This is a genomic window from Gordonia sp. BP-119, assembly GCF_016924115.1.
Taxonomy (GTDB): Bacteria; Actinomycetota; Actinomycetes; order Mycobacteriales; family Mycobacteriaceae; genus Gordonia; species Gordonia hongkongensis.
Window position 1 is genome coordinate 22,763 of sequence record NZ_JAFFZF010000041.1, and the last position, 20,056, is coordinate 42,818.

2 protein-coding genes are annotated in these 20,056 nt (G+C 70.8%); both read left to right on the forward strand.

All coding sequences use genetic code 11. The features are described 5' to 3' along the window. Positions 1-45 precede the first annotated feature (45 nt). A complete protein-coding gene (locus JW364_RS19745; RefSeq protein ID WP_240199350.1) occupies positions 46-8,277 on the forward strand; it encodes an amino acid adenylation domain-containing protein in 8,232 nt (2,743 codons plus the stop codon). After that, the coding region (locus JW364_RS19750; RefSeq protein WP_205334532.1) for a non-ribosomal peptide synthetase at positions 8,274-20,056 on the forward strand (11,783 nt) is incomplete at its 3' end. The genes JW364_RS19745 and JW364_RS19750, both read left to right, overlap by 4 nt.

The following is a 20,056-nucleotide window of genomic DNA, read 5'->3' on the forward strand; positions in this document are numbered from 1 at the left end:
CCTCGAGGGGCGGATCTACTGGATCTGACCGCGGCCCAACGCGCCATGTGGTTTGCCGAGAACCTGGTCGACGACCACTCGGTCACCGTCGCGCACTACCTCGACATCGTCGACGACGGACGCCCGTTCGATCGGGAGTTGTTCCGTCGGGGAGTACTGGAGGCGGCACGCGACCTGCAGACGGCGTACACGCGCGTGGTCGAGGTCGACGGCACGCCTCGGCAATACATCGACTTCTCCGTTCCGTTCGACGTGATCGACGTCGATCTGCGGACGCACCCGGATCCCGAAGCGGCAGCCGCCGACTGGATGCGCGCCGACCATCAGCGGTCCGTGGACCTGCTGGCCGATCCGGTCGCCGTCGCGGCCTTCATCCGGATCGCCGACGACCGGACGTACTGGTACATGCGCGGGCACCACATCGCGTTCGACGGATACGGCGCGCTGATGTGCCTGCACGAAGCGGTGGCGCGCTACAACGAGCACCGCGCACCGAATACTGCGGCGGAGGTCGCTGCCACGGTGCCGCCGCGAACCGGGCGCCGACCGGTCCGCCGCGCCAGCATCGCCGAGGTGGTCGCCGACGACGCCGCCTACCGGCAGAGCACGCGGTTCGACAAAGACCGCGAGTTCTGGCAGGAACGTGCCGCCGGGCTCCCCGAGCGGGTCAGCCTCGCGGCACACCCGGCCACCGCCGGCGTCCGCAACGAGACCGTCGTCTCCGCCGGGCTGCTAGGTCCGGAACTGGATGAGGCGCTGCGTCGGTGCGCCCGGGATCTCGACGCCTCGGTTGCCGCCATCCTCACCGCCGCGTTCGCCGCGTTCCTCGCGCGCATGTCCGGCAGCGACGACATCGTCCTCAGTCTGCCGGTCACCGCACGGACGACGGCGCGCGTCCGGCACTCGGCCGGGATGGTCTCCAACATGTTGCCGCTGCGCGTGGACGGAATCTCCTCCGCGACGTGCGCCGACGTCGTCGCGGCGGTCAGCGCGGAGATCACCGCGGGTCTGCGCCATCAACGGTATCGATCCGAGGACATCAGGGCGGCAGCCGGTTTCGGTGATGCCCGCGGTACGTCGTTCGGACCGCTGGTCAACCTGTTGCTGTTCGACAAGCCGATCGTCATCGACGGCGCCCGCGTGCGCTATCACATGCTGTCCGCCGGTCTGGTCGAAGACCTGGTGATGAACGTCTTCGCGGCCGGCCCGGAGGCCCCGCTGGAAGTGGGTCTGCACGCGAACCCCACGCTGTACGGGTCGGCGGAACTCGAGGCACATCGCGGTCGCCTGCTCAACGTGCTCACACAGTTCGTCGCGCACCCGAACCGGCCTGTCACCGACCTCGACCTGCTGATGGCCGGGGAGTCGGCAACCCTGGATCACCTCGGTTCCGGCGGGCCGGCCCTCGGCGTGGGCGGTGAGCACGTGCTGGCCGCCTTCGATCGCCAGGTCGAGTCGACGCCGGACGCGCCCGCGGTGACGTTCGGCGACACCACCCTCACCTACCGCGACTTCGCGCGTGCCTGCGACACATTCGCGGACCGGTTCACGAGTCTGGGCGCCCGGCGCGGCGATCGCATCGTCGTGGCACTGGACCGCTCGATCGAGCAGGTGTGCGCCGTGTATGCCGCGATCGGGCTGGGTGCGGCCTACGTGCCGGTCGATCCGGCCGAACCGGACGAGCGGCGACAGGCGATCATCGCCGCGGTCGAACCCGCCCTGGTCGTCGACGCACACTTCATCGCCGGTCTCGACTCCCCGCTTCCCGGTCCGACTGCACGGCCGCATCGGGAGACCCGGGTTCCGGCTGATCTGGCCGCCTACGTCATCTTCACGTCGGGATCGACCGGGACGCCCAAAGGTGTCGAGATCGGTCATCGGGCGATCGAGCAACGCCTCGGGTGGATGCAGCACGATCACCCGATCGCCGCGGGCGACGCCGTACTGTACAAGACGCCGGCAACCTTCGACGTGTCGGTCTGGGAGTTGCTGTGGCCGTTGCGCGTCGGGGCGCGGATGGTGATCGCGGCGCCCGGCGGACACCGCGATCCCGCGTACCTCCGCGACCTCATCGCGCGCTCCGGCGTCACCGTCCTGCATTTCGTGCCGTCGATGCTCGATGCCTATCTCGACGTGGTGCTCGGACCGGACCCCGGTGATTCGACGACTCACTCCGTCGACGAGTTCGGCGGAACCGACACGGTGGCGCACGAACGACTCTCCCTACCCGACCACGTGCGATGGGTGTTCACGTCCGGCGAGGCGCTGCCGGCCCGGCTCGCCCGGCGCGTACGGTCGACCACCCGTGCCGGACTGGTGAATCTGTACGGGCCGACCGAGGCGGCGATCGACGTGACCGCCCAGCGGGTCACGACGGATGGTCCCGTCGTTCCGATCGGACACCCGGTACCGGGGACCGAGGTGCGGGTCCTCGACGGCCGACTACGTCCGGTTCCGGTCGGGGTCGCCGGCGAGTTGTATCTGGTGGGGCCGCAGCTGGCTTCGTGCTACGTCGGTGCTCCGGGACTGACATCGGGCAGGTTCACGGCCGATCCGCGGGGGGGCGTGGGTGCCCGGATGTACCGCACCGGGGATCTGGTCCGATGGACTGCCGACGGTGAACTGGAGTATCTGGGACGAACCGATCAGCAGATCAAGATCCGGGGTCAGCGCGTGGAACCCGGCGAGGTGGAGGCGGTGATCGCCGCGATCCCGGGCGTCGACGCGGTAGCGGTCGTCGCCCGCCGCGATCTCGGGCCCGCACCGGTTCTCGTCGCCTATCTCCGTGCTCGCCGGGATGGGTCCGTGCCCGAATCCCGCGCCGATCATGATGCCGGTGACACCCGGCAACTGCTCGATGCCGACGCTGTGCGTGCGCACTGCCGACGGCGACTCCCCGGACACATGGTTCCGCCGGGGATTGTCTTCCTCGATGCGTTTCCCACCACCCGTTCGGGCAAGCTGGACACACGCGCGCTGCCGGTTCCCGTACTCGGCTCCGCCGCAACGAGTTTCCGGACGCCGCAGACCCCGGTCGAGCGGGCGATCGTGTCGCTGGTGGAGGAGGCGTTGGACCGTGAGGGGGTCAGCGTCTCGGACAATCTCTTCGCTTTGGGTGCGGATTCGTTGCTCGCCGCCCGGATGGTGGCCCGCGCACGTGTCGACCACGGGCTGGGGATCGCCCTGACCGACGTCTTCGACGCGGTCGACCTCGCCGATCTCGCGTCACGCGCCGTGGTCGTCCCGCAGTCCGACAGGTCCGCCCCGACCCGGTCGCAACCACCACGTCCGGCGCGAATCCCGCTGTCGCAGGCGCAGACCCGGTTGTGGTTCATCAACAGGATGTCGCCGGCCGAGTCGACCTATAACATGGCGGGCGCGCTGCGCCTGGCGCACGCGCTGGACGCCGATGCCATGCACCGGGCGGTCCGGGATGTCGTCGACCGGCACGAGATCCTGCGCACGGTGTTCCCGGTCGTCGACGGCGAACCCGAGCAGCGAATCCTGGACTCGCGCACGGCTGCCGATCTTCTGGCCGGCGGGACACACGTTGAGCTCGTCGCCGGGAGCGCAGCGAGCGGGACACATGTCACTGTCGCCGGGAGCGCAGCGAGCGGGACACATGTCACCGACGCCGGAGACGATGTGGACGTGGCGATCTCCGCCATCACCGACGTGGGCTTCGATCTGGCCGAGGAGATCCCATTCCGGTACCGCCTGGTGACCGGACATCCGGATGGCGACATCGTCGTGCTGGTCCTTCATCACATCGCGGCCGACGGGCACTCGCTCCGGCCGCTGCTGCGAGATCTGATGACCGCGTACGACAGTCGACGCGCGGGTGCGGAACCGGATCTCTCACCGTTGCCGATGCAGTACGCCGATGTCGCCGTCGAGCGCGCCGAGACGCTCGGAACGCCGGATGCGCCGTCGTCGGTTCTGGTCGAGGGCCTGGAGTTCTGGCGGGCGGAGTTGCGCGGCGCGCCGGATCTGCTGCAGTTGCCCACCGATCGGCCGCGTCCGCGGGTGATGTCGAGTAGCGGAGCGCATGTGGACACCGTGCTCGGGACGGGCCTGACCGCGGGGATCCGGCAGCTCGCGAGATCGTTGGCGGTCACCCCGTTCGCGGTGTTCCAGTCCGCCCTGGCGATCACCTTGGGTCGGCTGGCCGCCACCGACGACGTGAGTATCGGGACCGCGGTCGCCGGCCGCGACGATCCGGCGCTCGCCGACCTCGTCGGCATGTTCGTCAACACCGTCGTGCTGCGAACGACCCTGCAACCCGGGGACACCGTCGCCGACTTCGTCACCGCCGCGCATCGCCGCTGCGCGCGCGCGATGAGCCGCGCCGACGTCCCGTTCGAACGGGTCGTGGACGCTGTCGCGCCACAACGGTCGCCGTCGCACTCGCCGCTGTTCCAGGTCGCGCTGACGGTTCAACCCGATCAGTTGGCCGAGCTCGCCCGATGGGCCGGGTCCGCAGAGGTCCTCGATGCCCGGGTACCGTCCGCGAAGTACGACGTGACCGTGTCGGTCACCGACCGCACCGACCGTTACGACGTCGAATTCGCCTATGCAACCGATCTTTTCGACGACGCTACGGTGCGTGACATGGCGCGGCGGCTGGAGTTCGTCCTGGAGCAGATGGTGCACGAGTCGTCGCGGAGCATCGGTGCGATCGACCTGCTCCGCCCGGACGAGATGCGTACCCTGGCGGCGCCGGCCCGGGGATCGCGTCCCGAGCAGACCCTCGCGACACTGCTGACGCGCGGTCTCGCGAGCGCCGACCCCGGCGCCCCTGCCCTGCTCGGGGAGAGCGCGGTCCGCTGGTCCGAGGTGACGACCACGACCAATCAGATCGCCCGCGTCCTGATCGAACGCGGCATCGGCCCAGGCGACGTCGTCGCGGTGAGCATCCCGCGCTCGCCCCGGTCGGTCCTGGCCGTACTGGGCGTGGCCATGAGCGGCGCCGCCTTCGTGATGATCGACTCCCGTCTGCCCGCCGCCCGCCGTTCGGCGATGCTCGCCGACAGCGGTGCGGTTCTGGTCATCACGGCGGATCCCGTCACCACGGACGGCGCCGGGTCCTCGGCGACCCGATCCACGGTCGCGCAGCTGGTTCTCGATGACCTCGAGGTGGATCTGGGAATCGCCGGACGGCCGACGCACCGGGTGGCCGACGCCGAGCGGGTACGGCCGATCGCCCTCGACGACGCGGCCTACCTCCAATTCACCTCCGGGTCCACCGGCCGGCCCAAGGCCGTCACGGTGACCAACGCCGGGTTCGCCGAACTGGTCGGTGAGCAGCAGCATCGCCTGGGCGCGGGCCCGGACTCGCGGATACTCCATGTCGCCGCACCGGGATTCGATGTCGCGGTCTGGGAGATCGTGTTCGCGGTGTGTTCGGGCGCCCAGCTGGCGATCAGCCCACCCGAGGTGTTCGCCGGTCCCGAGCTGGCGACCATCATCGCCCGTGACCGGGTCACCCACACGATCATGACGCCCACCGCGCTCGCCACTCTCGATCCTGCCGCGGTGCCCGAACTCTCGGTCGTGATGGTGGCGGGCGAGGCCTGCCCTCCGGAGTTGGTCGCGAGGTGGCATGCGGCCGGCCGCCCGCTGCTCAATCTCTACGGTCCCAGCGAGACCACGATCTGGGCCACCGCCTCCGCGCCCCTCCGGCCCGCGGAACCGGTCACTATCGGTGGGCCGATCGCCGGAGTCGGCGTCCGGGTCCTCGACGCCTGCCTGCGTCCGGTGCCGGACGGTGTCCTGGGTGAGCTGTACCTGTCGGGACGGGCACTCGGGCGCGGCTACCACGGTCGTCCCGGACTGACGGCGGGCCGGTTCGTCGCCGATCCGTTCGAGACCGGGGGGCGGATGTACCGCACCGGTGACCTCGTCACGCGCACACCGTCCGGCGACATCGTCTACCACGGGCGCAACGACTTCCAGATCAAGATCCGCGGCATGCGGGTCGAACCCGGCGAGGTCGACGGCGTGCTCGCAAGCCATCCCGATGTGGACATCGCGGTCACCGTCGGGACGTCGACACCGGCTGGGGACACGGTGCTGGTGTCGTATGTGACCGCCCCTGCCGACCGGGTCCCCGCACCCGAGCACATCCTCGACCACGCCGCCGCCCGTCTCCCGTCGCACCTCGTGCCGCACACCGTGGTGGTGCTCGACGAGTTGCCGGTGACCCGGACCGGCAAGGTCGACCGCCGCGCCCTGCCCGCGGTGGAGATCTCGCCCGCACGTGAATATGTCGGCCCCCGCAGCCGGCTCGAGGGCGTCGTGGCCCAGATCTTCGCCGACGTGCTCGGTCTGCGGGAGGTCAGCGTGTACGACGGGTTCTTCGAACTCGGCGGGAGCTCGCTGTCGGCGACCAAGGTCGCCTATCGCGTCGAACAGCACGTCGGACGCCGCGTGCCGATGTCGCTGCTCTTCGAGAACCCGACCGTCGCGGACTTCGTGGCGGCGGTGGCGACGGCCGACCGGGCGGTCTCGGGACGCATGCTGACGCCGCGCGAACGCACTCATCTCGTCGACCTCACGGGGGTGCAGCGCGGCCTGTGGTCGATCAACCAGACCGATCCGGCCTCGCCCGCCTACAACGTCGGCCTGACCCTGGAACTCGACGGCCGGCTCGACGTCCCGGCCCTCACGGGCGCGGTGGGTGACCTCGTCGCGCGGCACGAGTCGCTGCGCACCCGTTACCCGCTGCACGACGGCACACCGGTGCAACTCATCATCCCCGCTGCGGATGCGGTGCACGCGTTGCGGATTCCGCTCGTCGATCTCGCCGGTGACCGGCCCGACATGCCCGCCGAGGACCGGTTGGGCGCCGAGGTCGCGGCTGTCGTCGGAGCTGGTTTCGACCTGACCGGCCCCCCGGCGGTACGCGCGACGATCCTGCGCGTGAGCCCGGACCGGCACTTGCTGGTGTTCGTCGTCCACCACATCAACGCCGACGGTGGGTCGCTCGGCCCGCTGGCCCGCGACCTCGCCGAGTTCTACTCCGCCCGCATCTCGGGGCGAGCCGGATCGAAAAGTGCGGTGGGGCAGCGCGTGCAGTTCGCCGACTATGCGATCTGGCACGCCGAGCGCCTGCAGACCACGCGGCCCGACGGGGAGACGGAACGGCAGCGTCAACTGCGGTACTGGGGGCAGCGTCTGGATCGGGCGGGGGAGCCGGCGACGATCCCGACCGACCGGCCCCGGCCCGTGGAGCCCCGCCATGTGGGCGGAGTGGTCGATCTCGACATCCCGTCGTCGACCGCGACGATGCTCCGTCAGATGGCGCGGGTGGGCAACACGACGCAGTTCGCCGTCCTGCACGCGGCGCTCGCGGTCCTGATCGGGCGGTTGTCGGGAAGCGACGACATCGTCATCGGCACACCGTTCGCCGGTCGTGATGATCCCGCCCTGACCGACATGGTGGGGATGCTCGCGACCACGGTGCCCCTGCGTACGCGGCTTCGCCTCGACGAGCCGTTCGCGGAGCTCTTGCGACGGGTGCACACCGATGATTTCGCCGACCTGGGTCACACCGACGTGTCCTTCGACGAGATCGTCGATCATCTCGCCCGGACCGACCGTGCGTCGGTCCGCCGCGGACGCCGCAACCCGTTGTTCTCGGTGATGCTCTCGTACCAGAATCTCGAGTTCCCGGACATCGAACTCGACGGGCTCCATGTCCGGCCGCGTCTGCCCGAGTCCTTTCCCGCCAAGGTGGACCTCGAGGTCATGCTCTACCCGGGCGACCCCGACGGCGTCGACCGGAACGGCGCGCTGGGCGGGCAGATCGCCTTCGACACCGATCTCTTCGACCCCGGCACGGTGGCCCTGTTCGCCGAGAGGTTCCGAAATCTGTTGGCCGACATCGTGTCACGGCCGGACACTGCGATCGGGGACCTCGCCGTCTGGGCGGAGCAGAACGCGCCGGATGTGCGCGGAACCGATGCCGTTCGGCCGCTGCACGAGCTGGTGTCGGAGGTCGCGGCCGTCGCGCCCGACACGGTCATCGGCGTCGCGGGGGCGCCACAGGTGACCTTCGCCGATCTCGAGGCAACCGCGGTCGCCATGTCGATGTCGATTCCCGACGAAGACCCGGCGGAGGCGTTGACGATCGCCGTGGCGACGCTCCTCGCCGACGCCGACCGGTCCATCGACGAGGTCTTCGACAGCGTGCGCACCGCCGCCGATGCCGTCGTGCACGGCCACACGGGCGCCGGATCGGGCGCGGTCCAGCGAAATCGAGTGGAACCCGCGTGACGTCGGACACCTCGATTCCCCGCACCTCGACGGGGCACGCCCAGCCGTCGCTGCGCCGCCCGTCCGCGCTTCGGCTGCTGGCGCTCGCCGCCGCCCATGCCGGCGACGACGAGGCCATGTCCGGGACGGCCGGCCCGGTGACCTTCCGTGCTCTGCACCGCCGGGTCTCGGCCTCGGCGATCACCCTGGCGGAGCGGGGCGTCGCGCCCGACGCCGCCCTCCGCGCAACGGTGACGGCGCTGATGCCGCGCGCGGGGCTGAGCGGATCGCAACTCGCAACCGCCGCGGCCGGAATCGTCGATGAACTCGACCGGCGGATCACCGAGATCCTGGGCCTCGGTGACCGCGAGTCGCTGCCGGGGCTCTTTCGGATCGCCGCACGACGACGTGCCGACGCCGTCGCTCTCGCCGACCTCGACGGGGCGTCGCTCACCTACCGGGAACTCGACGAGCGCTCCGAACGGATGGCGCACGCCCTCGTCGATCGTGGTGCGGGTCCCGAAACACTCGTGGGGGTCGCGCTTCCGCGCTCGGTGGACCTCATCGTGGCGTTGCTCGCGGTTCTCAAGACCGGTGCCGCCTATCTACCCCTCGACCGGACACACCCGGTTGCGCGCCTGCGCGGGATCGTCGAGGACGCGTCGCCGGTCGCCGTCGTGGCCGACGCCGAGACGGCCGGAGCCTGGGCTGCGATGCCCGCGCCGCTGTGCACGCCGCAGGACCTGTTGGCGCAGTACGACATCGATGCCCGGTCGGTCTCGACCCCACCGCTGCCGGAGCACGTGACCGCCCAGTCGAGCGCCTACGTGATGTACACCTCCGGTTCCACCGGGCGCCCCAAAGGAGTTGTCGTCACCCACGACAACGTGGTGTCGCTGCTCGATGCGCTCGACGCCGTCGTGGAGAGTTCGCCCGACGACGTGTGGTCGATGTTCCACTCCTACGCGTTCGACGTCTCGGTCGGCGAGATCTGGGCCGCACTGCGCGCCGGCGGTCGTCTCCTCGTGCTCGACCACGCGACGACCCGCGCCCCGGACGACGTGGTCGAGGCGTTCGACCGACACGGGGTCACGATCGTCAACTTCACCCCGTCGTCGTTCTATCAGTTCGCGGCGGTCGTCCGCCCACCCCTCGGCCGTCGATTGCCCGACTCCGTTCGGCGCCTGCACTTCTCGGGCGAACTCCTCGACTACGAGCATGTCCGGACATGGCAGACCGACCGGGCGGCCGACGGGTCGGCGACCCGTCCCGGCGCCGATGTCGCGGGCCCGCAACTGAACAACATGTACGGTCCCACCGAGACCACCGTCTACATGACCCGTCGGGAACTGACGCGCGCATTCGTCGACCGGGCAACCGCCTCCGACATCGGGACCCCGCTGCTCGGTTCGCGGGTGTACGTCCTCGACGGTCGGCTCGCCCCCGTGCCCGACGGCGTGCCCGGTGAACTGTACGTCGCGGGCGCCCAGGTCACCCGCGGGTTCCTGAACCGGCACGGTCAGACGTCCACACGGTACGTCGCCGACCCGTTCGGACCGCCGGGCGGTCGGATGTACCGGACCGGCGACGTCGGGATGTCCCGCAACGGGTCCATCGAATTCGTGGGACGACGCGATGGCCAGGTGAAACTCCGCGGCTTCCGGATCGAGCTGGGAGAGGTCGAGTCGGCGATGTCGGCGCTCGACGGCGTCGACGCGGCGGGGGCGGACATCCGTACGCTCGGCGACACCGAGCATCTGGTCGGCTACCTCGTCGCCGCGGGCGGCGCCGCTTCGTCGGCCGTTGACGCAGTCGGGCTGTCGGACAGCGAGATCCGTACGCGCCTGGCGACCGCGGTGCCCGAGTACATGGTGCCCACCCGGTTCGTCCGGCTACCCCGACTGCCGCTCACCGTGAACGGCAAGCTCGATCGCGGCGCGCTGCCCGATCCGGGGTCCGGCGATGGCCCGGAGGTCGCCGAGCCGCCCGCCGGCGCGACCGAGGCGGCCCTGGCCGCACTGGTCGCCGAGATCTTGGGCGTGAGCGACGTCGGGGTCACCACGTCGTTGTTCGATCTCGGTGGCAACTCGCTCACCGCTACCCGGGTGGCCGCCCGGGCAGCCGAGCAATTCGGCACGACGGTCTCCGCGCGAGATGTGTTCGCCGATCCGACGGTCCGGGGTCTGGCAGCGGTCATCGACGGACGCGACCCCGGAGACCACGACGGACGCGGGGGAGCTGATCGCCGGGTGCCCCTGCGCCGAGTGGGCCGCGACGGGGTGCTCCCGTTGTCGCCCGCACAGCGTCGAATCTGGTTTCTGGAGACGCTGGATCCGGGCGGGGCCGGGTATCTCATCCCGGCCGTGCTCCGCCTCGATGCCGCATCGGGTTCGGGTCCGGAGGCGGCGGATGACCGGTCCCCGGACCCTGCGGTCGTCGCCGCGGCTCTCGCGGATCTGCTTGCGCGACATGAGGTGCTGCGCACGCGATTCGTATCGGTGGACGGCGCTCCCGAGCAGGTCATCGCGCCCGCGGGAGACCCTCGACACGACGTCCGGGTGACACCCCCGATCGACATGCGCGGCGCCGACGAGGGCGACGTCACGGCCACCATCGCCGAGATCACCAGTCGTGGATTCGACCTCGAAGCCGGTGCGCCCGTTCGGGCCCGCCTGATCCGCGTCGCCGACGACGCCGTGATCCTGGTCCTGGTGGTGCACCACATCATCAGCGACGGCGGCTCCGTCGCGCCGATGGTCACCGACTTCGTCACCGCATACGAGGCGCGCGCGGCCGGCCGCGAACCCAGCTGGGCGCCCCTGCCGATCCAATACGTCGACTACTCGGTGTGGCAGCACCATCGGCTCGGGGACGCCGCCGACCCCACGTCTCTCGCAGCACGTCAGCTCGACCACTGGCGAACCCGTCTCGCCGGGGTGCCGGCACTCATCGAGTTGCCGGTGGACCGGCCGCGCACCCCGGTTCGGGACGACTCGGGTGCCGAGCTGTCGGCGACGTTCGACGCCGCCACCTGGAACGCTCTGGGAGACCTCGCCGGTCGGCACGGCGCGACGATGTTCATGGCCGTCCACGCCCTGCTCGCGGTCACTCTCGTCCGGTCCGGCGCCGACGAGGACGTCGTCATCGGGACCCCGGTCGCGGGTCGGGGCGAGCGCGATCTGGACCCATTGATCGGGATGTTCGTCAACACGCTGGCGCTGCGCAGCCGGGTGCGTCGAGCGGCCTCGTTCACCGATCTGCTGGACGACATCCGCGAGATCGATGTGACCGCACTCGATCACGCCGATCTACCGTTCGAGACCGTGGTCGACGAGGTCGTCGCGGTACGCGACACCGCGCATCCGCCGCTGGTCCAGGTCGCTCTGGCATTCCAGAACGCCGCACGGCCGACCGTCGAGTTGCCGGGGGTCGTCGTCTCCGAGATCGAGGCCCCGGTCACCACCGCGAAGGTCGACCTGCAGATCACGGTCCTCGACGAGCCGGGTCGCAGCCCGGCCGACGACACGCGCGTGATCGTCACCTATGCCACCGCCCTCTTCGATGCCGGCACGGTGGACGCGTTCGTCCGTCGGATGACCGCCATCGCGCGAGCGGTGGTGGACGAGCCGCACACGCCGGTCGGCGACCTGTCCACCGGAGACGATCACTCGGATGCGGTGATCGCGGCACCGGGTCTCGCGTCGGCGAGGTCGACGCTCGCCGACCTGCTGGACGCCGCGATCGCCGTGAACCCCGACGGCATCGCGGTCACCGAGAACGGGCAGCACCTGACGTACACCGAGCTCGACCTCCGTACGCGCCGGCTGGCCGACGTACTTCGTGCGCGCGGCGCCGCGCCGGACGCCGTGATCGCCCTCGCCACACCGAGATCTCTCGAAGGCACGGTCGGGTTCTGGGCGATCGCGCGCACGGGCGCGGCGGTGGCGCCCGTCGACCCCGGCCTGCCCGGGGAGCGCCTGCGCTACATGCTGGCCACCGTCGACGCGCGTCTGGGGGTCACCTCGTCCGAGGCCGTCGCCGGGCTGCGACCGGCGGCTGCGGCGGTGGACTGGGTCGTTGCCGAACAGCTCGGCGGTCCGGACGAGACCGGAGTCGCGTCCGCCCGACGTCCGCGCCCCGACGAGACGGCCTATGTCATCTTCACGTCCGGCTCGACCGGCCGGCCGAAAGGCGTCGCGGTCACCCACCGCGGGCTGGCCGATCTGGTCGCCGATGCCCGTGCGAGATTCGGACTCACGCCGGCGGCGCGCGTACTCCGCTTCGCGGCACCGGGTTTCGACGCCGCGGTGTTCGAGACACTGGTCGCGGTGGCGGCCGCGTCGACCATGGTCGTGGTGCCCGGCGGGGTCACGGGCGGCTCCGAACTCGCGGCGATCCTGCGGCGGGAGCGCATCACCCACGCGACGATCACCCCGACCGCCCTCGCCACGGTGTCCGAGGCGGTCACCGAATCGGGCGCGGCGACCGGCACCGGGTTCCCCGATCTCGAGGTCATCTCCGTCGCCGGTGACGTCTGTTCGCCGGAACTGGTCCGGGCATGGTCCGCCGGTCGCTCGATGCGCAATCTCTACGGTCCCACCGAGACCACCATCTGGGCGACATCGTCGGCACCGATGCGGCCCGACTCCGCGGTCACCATCGGCGGTCCGATCGCCGGTGTCACCGCCGCAGTTCTCGATTCCCGCCTGCATCCCGTTCCCGCCGGCGTGGCCGGTGAACTGTATCTGGCGGGTTCCGCCCTCGCCTCCGGCTACGTCGGCCAGACCGCGCTGACCGCCGAGCGCTTCGTCGCGGCACCGTTCGGCGCGCCGGGCGGGCGGATGTACCGGACCGGTGATCTCGTACGATGGCGCCGACGGAGCGGCCGCTGGACGTTGGACTTCCTGGGCCGCAGCGACTTCCAGGTCAAGATCCGGGGTCTCCGGATCGAACTCGGTGAGATCGACGCGGTTCTCGGCGAGCACCCCGGGGTGGACTTCTCGACGACCGCCGGAATCGAACACCCGACCTCGGGTGAGACGGTCCTCGTGTCCTGGGTCCATGGTGTCGCCGGCGCTGCGCCCGACACCGCAGACGTCGCGACCCACGCGGCTCGACGGCTCCCCGCCCACATGGTGCCCACCGTGATCGTGCCGATCGACGACATCCCGCTGACGGCCACCGGAAAGCTCGACAGCAGGGCGTTGCCCACACCGCGTTTCGGTGAACACGTCCACGTCCGTCCGTCGACGGCAACCGAGCAGGCGGTCGCCGCGGTCTACGCCGAGGTCCTCGGACTCGATGCCGCGGAGGAGGTGTCGGCCGAGGCGTCGTTCTTCGATCTCGGCGGCACCTCGCTGTCGGCGACCCGGGTGGTGGCCCGCCTGGATGGCTCGCTCGGCGTGGAGATCGGAGTCCGCGCGCTGTTCGAGACGCCGACGGTCCGGGCGCTGGCCGCCGCCGTCGATTCGGGGCAACACGGTCGCGGTGCCGATCTGCCCGCGCTCGAGGCGATCCGCCGGCCGGACCCGGCGCCCCTCTCGTACGCCCAGCGCCGGATGTGGTTCCTCAACCAGTTCGATCCGCACTTCGCCGCCTACGTGATCCCCATCGTGGTCCGTCTGCGCGGCGACCTCGACGTGTCCGCGATGCGGGCGGCGATCCTCGACGTCGTCGACCGCCACGAGGTGCTGCGCACGATCTACCCGACGACGACGCCCGACGGCGACACCGGCGCGGAATCCATCGCGGCTGGGTCCGCGTCGGCCGAAACGGGCGCTCGCGCCGCCGGTGTCGAACCCGTGGCGCATGCACCCGACGACTGGGCCGGGCGCATCAAGATCGGGCACACCGTGGTCCCGCCGCGGGCCGCCGCATCCTCCGACCAGGTCGTCGACCAGGAGATCCAGGAACTCGTCACGACCACGTTCGACGTGACGACGGACCTACCGGTACGGGTGCGCGTCATCACCGCGTCGGCGGATCACCACGTACTCGTCATCGCGCTGCACCACATCGCCGCCGACGGTGAGTCGGCACCGGTGCTGGCGGCCGAGATCGCGCGGGCGTACGCGGCCCGGCGGTCGGGCCGCGCACCGGACTGGCCGGCCCTGCGCTTCCAATACGCGGATTACGCGGTGTGGCAACGACATCGGCTCGGTGACCCCGCGGACGCCGACTCCGTGATCGCGCGCCAGTTGCAGTTCTGGGTCGAGCGGTTGACCGGCCTGCCCGACATCCTCCCGCTGCCGATCGACCGCCCGCGCCCCGCCGAGACCGACGGACGCGCGGCCACGGTGCGGTGGTCGTTGCCCGCGGCCGTCGTGTCGCGACTGCGCCGACGTGCCGCCGCCCGCCGTGCCACCCTGTTCATGGTCGCGCACACGGCCACCGTCGCGGTCCTCGCGCGCCTGACGTCGACGAACCGGATCGCCGTGGCCACGCCCGTCGCAGGACGAGGCCGACGCGAGATCGACCAGCTGATCGGCATGTTCGTCAACACCGTCATCCTGTCGGTCGACGTCGAGCCGCACCTCACCGTCGGCGCGTTGCTCGAGCAAGTCAAGCACGCCGACCTCGCGGCGTTCGACAACGCCGACGTGCCGTTCGAGCGGGTGATCGACGCGGTGAACCCGCAGCGCATCGAGAACGTGGAGCCGCTCGCCCAGGTGCTGCTCGTCCACTCCACGAGCGGCGGACCGGCGCACGGCACACTGGCCGATCTCGACACCGAGTTCGTCGAGATCGAGGACACCGCCGCGAAATTCGACCTCACCATCGGTTTCCGCGAGACCGCCGACGGTGGGCTGACCGGCTCGATCGCCTATGCCACTGCGCTGTTCGACCCGGCGACCGCGGAGATGATCTCCGCGGCGTTGTCCGCGGCACTCAGCTCGATCGCCGCCGACGCCGACCTACCGGTCGCCGATCTCCCCATCCTCACCGCAGCCGAAGCTGATGCGCAACAACAGCTCTCGGTCGGACCCGCGGTCGTCCTGCCCGACCTCACGATCCCGGCGGCGATCGCGGCCGCCGACCATCTGCGAGCGTCGGAGGCGGTTGCGGTGCGTTTCGGGGGCCGCACTCTCACCCACGGCGAGTTCGCCGCGCGGGTGGCCACCCTCGCGCGGGAACTCATCGCGCTGGGGATCGGCCCGGAGGACTGCGTCGCGGTGTGCATGCCGCGGTCGATCGAACTGGTCATCGCGGTCCACGCGGTACTCGCCGCCGGCGGTCAGTACATGCCGGTGGCACCCGACGCTCCCTCCGACCGCGTTCGCCACATGGTCGACACCGCGCACGCGAGGATCGCGCTGATCTGCGACGACCGGGCGCCCGCGGCGCACGTTGTCCCCCGCGCGATCGTTGTGGACGCCGCGAGCCCGGTCGAACTCGACACCGTCCCGGTCGCCGACGACGAACGTCTGTCGATACTGCGCCCCGACCACGCGGCGTACACCATCTTCACGTCGGGGTCCACCGGCCGCCCCAAGGGCGTCACGGTGTCCCATCGTGCCGTACTCAACCGATTGCGATGGGGAGTCGACGAATTCGGGATCGGACCGCACGACTCGGTCCTCCTGAAAACGCCCTTCACATTCGACGTGTCGGTGCCCGAACTGCTGACCCCGGCGCTGACCGGCGCCCGGTTGGTCATCGCGCCCGACGACGCCCATCTCGATCCGCATTCGATGGCTCGGCTGATCGACGCCGAGCAGATCACCACGGTGCACTTCGTACCGTCGCTGCTCGCCGTCTTCATCGATGAAATCCGGCCCGCTCGCTCCGCTGCCGGCGCCGGTGACATTCGGCCCGCTCGCTCCGCTCCCGGCGCCGGTGAGATCCGCGACGATGCTGCTTCGCCCCTGCCGAGCCTGCGACACCTCTACTGTTCCGGTGAGGCCCTGCCACCGGCGACGCTGCGGGCGACGCGCGTGGCGCTCCCACACGTACGCGTCTCCAACCTGTTCGGTCCCACCGAAGCCGCCGTCGAGGTCGCCGTCGCGACTCCGGACCCCGGCGCGGACGTGGTGCCCATCGGGCGGCCGGTGTGGAACACCCAGACGTTCGTCTTCGACGCACGGTTGCGTCCCGTGCCGGCGGGCGTCACCGGCGAGTTGTATCTGGGAGGCGTCCAGCTCGCCCGCGGGTATGCGGCGCGGCCGGACCTCACCGCCGAACGGTTCGTCGCCGATCCCGCGGGCGGCGGCCGACGCCTGTACCGCACCGGCGACCTCGTCCGGCGTAACCGTGCGGGCGACCTGGAGTACCTGGGACGCAGCGACTTCCAGGTCAAACTCCGCGGACAGCGGATCGAACTCGGTGAGATCGAGGCGATCCTGTCCGGCATCGACGGCGTACGCCAGGCCGTGGTCACCGTCGCGCGCGCCCCGGGCGGTTCGGACCACCTGGTGGGATATCTCATCGGACCCGGCGGCGGTGGACCGGACGGGGACGGGTTCATCGCACGCGCGCGGGAGGCGGTGGCCGCGTCGTTGCCGGCGTACATGCGGCCGACACTGTGGGTGCCGCTGACCGAAGCGCCGCTCGGCAGCACCGGCAAACTGGACCGGAAATCGCTGCCGGCGCCGCGCTTCGACCCGTTGTCGGAAGCCGTCCACGCCGACGCCGCACCCGCCGACGACGCGGAACGGACCGTCGCCGCAATCGTTGCATCACTCCTCGGGGTCGAGGGCGTCCCGGTGACCCGGTCGTTCTTCGAACTCGGCGGGGACTCCATCGCATCCATCCGCCTCACGTCGATGCTGCGCGCCGCGGGGCTCCATCTGACCCCGCGCGATGTGTTCGCGGCGTCGACCATCCGTGAGCTGGCCCGTCGTGCACAGACGGAGGCGATCCGGGGACTTGACGAAATGCCGGGCGGGGCAATCGGTTCGGTCGGGATGACCCCGGGCCTGGCGTGGATGCTCGACCTCGCCGACGACCCGGACGACCTCGCGGACTTCTCGCAGAGCACGGTGCTCGCGCTGCCGGTCGAGGCGGACGAGGCCGCCGTCCGCGCGGTGGTGACCGCGGTCGTCGCGGCCCATCCGATGCTGACCGCATCGCTGCGGACCGACTCCGTCGGGGGTCCGGTCGTCGTGGCGGGCGACGGCGACCCGGGTGACATCACGGTCGAGATCCTCGACCGCTCGGACATCTCGACATCGAGCCGGCCATCGACGCCGGCGCGCTCCGTCGACAGCGCCATCCGGGCAGCCCATGCGCGCGCCCTCGCGACCTTGTCGCCGGCCGACGGACGACTGGTCGCGGCGATCGGCGTCCGCTTCGCCGACGGCACCGGCCGACTCGTCGTCGCCGCCCATCATCTCGGCGTCGACGCCGTGTCGTGGCCGACCATCGTGGCGGGTCTGGGACGCGCGTGGTGGCAGTACCGCAACGGGGAGACGCCGGGCCTCGCGGCCTCGGGTACCTCGTTCCGGCGCTGGTCGGGTGTGCTGGCGGGACTCGCCGATCGCGCAGAGGAGATCGAGTGGTGGTCGCGCCAGCTGCCGCCGACCCCGGCGGAGTGGGAGATCGACCGGGCCCGGGACCGTCTCGCGACCACGATCTCGGTGTCCCGCACCGTCGGAGCCGGTCTGGCAGAGCGGGTCTTGGGCACGGTCACCGAGACGTTCGGTGCGCGCCCGGACACCGTGGTGGCCGCGGCCGTGGCATTCGCGCTGCGGGATCCGGTCACGGCGTCCGGTCCGGTGTCGATGGTGATCGAGAACCACGGCCGCGAAGAGGGCATCGCACCCGGCGCCGACCTGACCGAGACGGTCGGATGGTTCACCTCGTTCGTACCCGTGAGCGTCGACGTCCCCGGGCCGGTGGAGGCGACCGCCCCGGCAGCACGAGGTGAGGCCGCCGAGGAGGCCACCCCCGGTCATCGTCTGGCGACGATGGTCAAGGCGCTCAAGGACACTCAGTCGCGAATGCCGGACAACGGCATCGCGTTCGGGCCGCTGCGATGGCTGCGTCCCGGCTCGCCGCTGCGACACCGGCCCCTCCCGCCGATCACGGTCAATTACCTGGGTCTGCTCGGGGGCGGAGGCATCGACGACACCGATTCGACGGCAACGGATTTCGTGCCGATCGGTGACGCGCCGCCGCTTCCGCCGTCGGTTCGGGGAGACATGATCGCGTTGGCGGCGCTGACCGTGACGGCCGCCTCGGTGGCGACCGCGGGTGGTCGGGAGTTGCGAGTGGACCTCACGGCACCCGAGGGGTTGTTCGACGAGCCCGCGCTGGGCGGGATCGCCGATCGCTGGGAATCTGCACTGTCCTCGCTCGCCGCGTATGTGGATGCCGTGGGCGACCCGGGTCCGAGCGAGACCGACGTGATCGGCGGGCTCGACCAGACGGACATCGACCACGTGCTCGCCACCCGGACACGCGCAGCACGGACGCGCGGTCGCTACGCGATCTGGCCGCCGACGCCGCTCCAACAGGGGCTCTTCTACGAAGCCCAGCGGCTGGTCGGCGTCGATCCCTATGTGACCCAGTCGGTCATCGAGTTCGACGGAGCTCACCCCGCCGACATGCTCCTGCCGGCCGTCCGTGAGCTGTTGACCAGGCAACGTGTACTGCGCTCGGGGTTCACCCGCACGCCGTCGGGTCGACTGGTCGTGGTCGTACCCCCGGCCGATCATCCCGCGGTGACCGAGCCCGACTTCCGCGGCGTGGACCTCACCGGTCTGAGCACGGCCGACGCGGCCTCGCGGATCGTGCAGATCGCCGACGAGGACCTACGACGCCCGTTTGTCCTGGACGACCCGCCGCTCATCCGGTTCTCCGCGGTGTCCCACGACACGGTGACGGGCCCCGCGTGCACACTGGTCATCACCGCACACCACATCATCCTGGACGGATGGTCGGGGCCGATTCTCGTCGCAGACCTCCTCGCGGCCCACCTCGGCCGCCCGGCGATCACGCCGGCACGTGACTTCGAGTCCTACCTCGATTGGCTCGACCGACGCGACGCCGCGACCACGATCACCGCCTGGCGCGAGCATCTCGCCGACATCGTTCCGACGCTGGTCCGTCCACAGGTGCACCCCGGTGCCGACCGCGAGCCCCGGCGGCACGAGGTGACGGCGCGGGTGTCCGCGACCACCCGGGCCGCCCTCGAACGGACGGTGCGGACGCTGGGCACGACGACGAGCACCGTGCTGAATGCGGCATGGTCGATCGTGTTGTCCCGCTTCACCGGCGAGCAACGAGTCGTCTTCGGTGAGACGGTGTCGGGGCGGCCCGCCGACCTCGACGGTGCCGACGGCATGATCGGCCTGTTCATCAACACCGTGCCGGTCGTTGCCGACGTCGCACCGGGTCGATCGCCGGCCGCTCTCATCGGTGAACTGCACCATGCCCGCGCCCGCATGCTCGACCACCAGTTCGTCGGACTCGGCGACATCACCGCGGCGACCGGCCACCCGCGCCTGTTCGACACCCTCGTGGTCTTCGAGTCGTATCCGGTCGACGTGGACACGGTCGTGGCGGGGTCGCGGACCTCGGGCCTCGAGATCCGCGACGTGAGCACGTCCGACGCCACGCACTATCCGCTCGCGCTCATCGCCGCACCGGAGGGCGACGACCTCTGCCTCACGGTCAAGACGGATCTGTCCGTCGTCGGCGAGGGTGTCGCCGAGACGGTCGCCGCCATGCTGACCGACCTGCTCGACGCGGTGATCGACGACCCGTCCCTGCCGGTGGCCGCGCTCGACCCGATGCCGACTGCCCTGCGCCCGACGGTCGAGGGTTGGTCGCGTGGTGTGGAGGTGGGGTTGGGGTGGTC

Excerpts from the sequence above, each read along its gene's own strand:
- JW364_RS19745 (WP_240199350.1), top strand. The coding sequence starts at position 46 with ATGTGGTTTGCCGAGAACCTGGTCGACGACCACTCGGTCACCGTCGCG.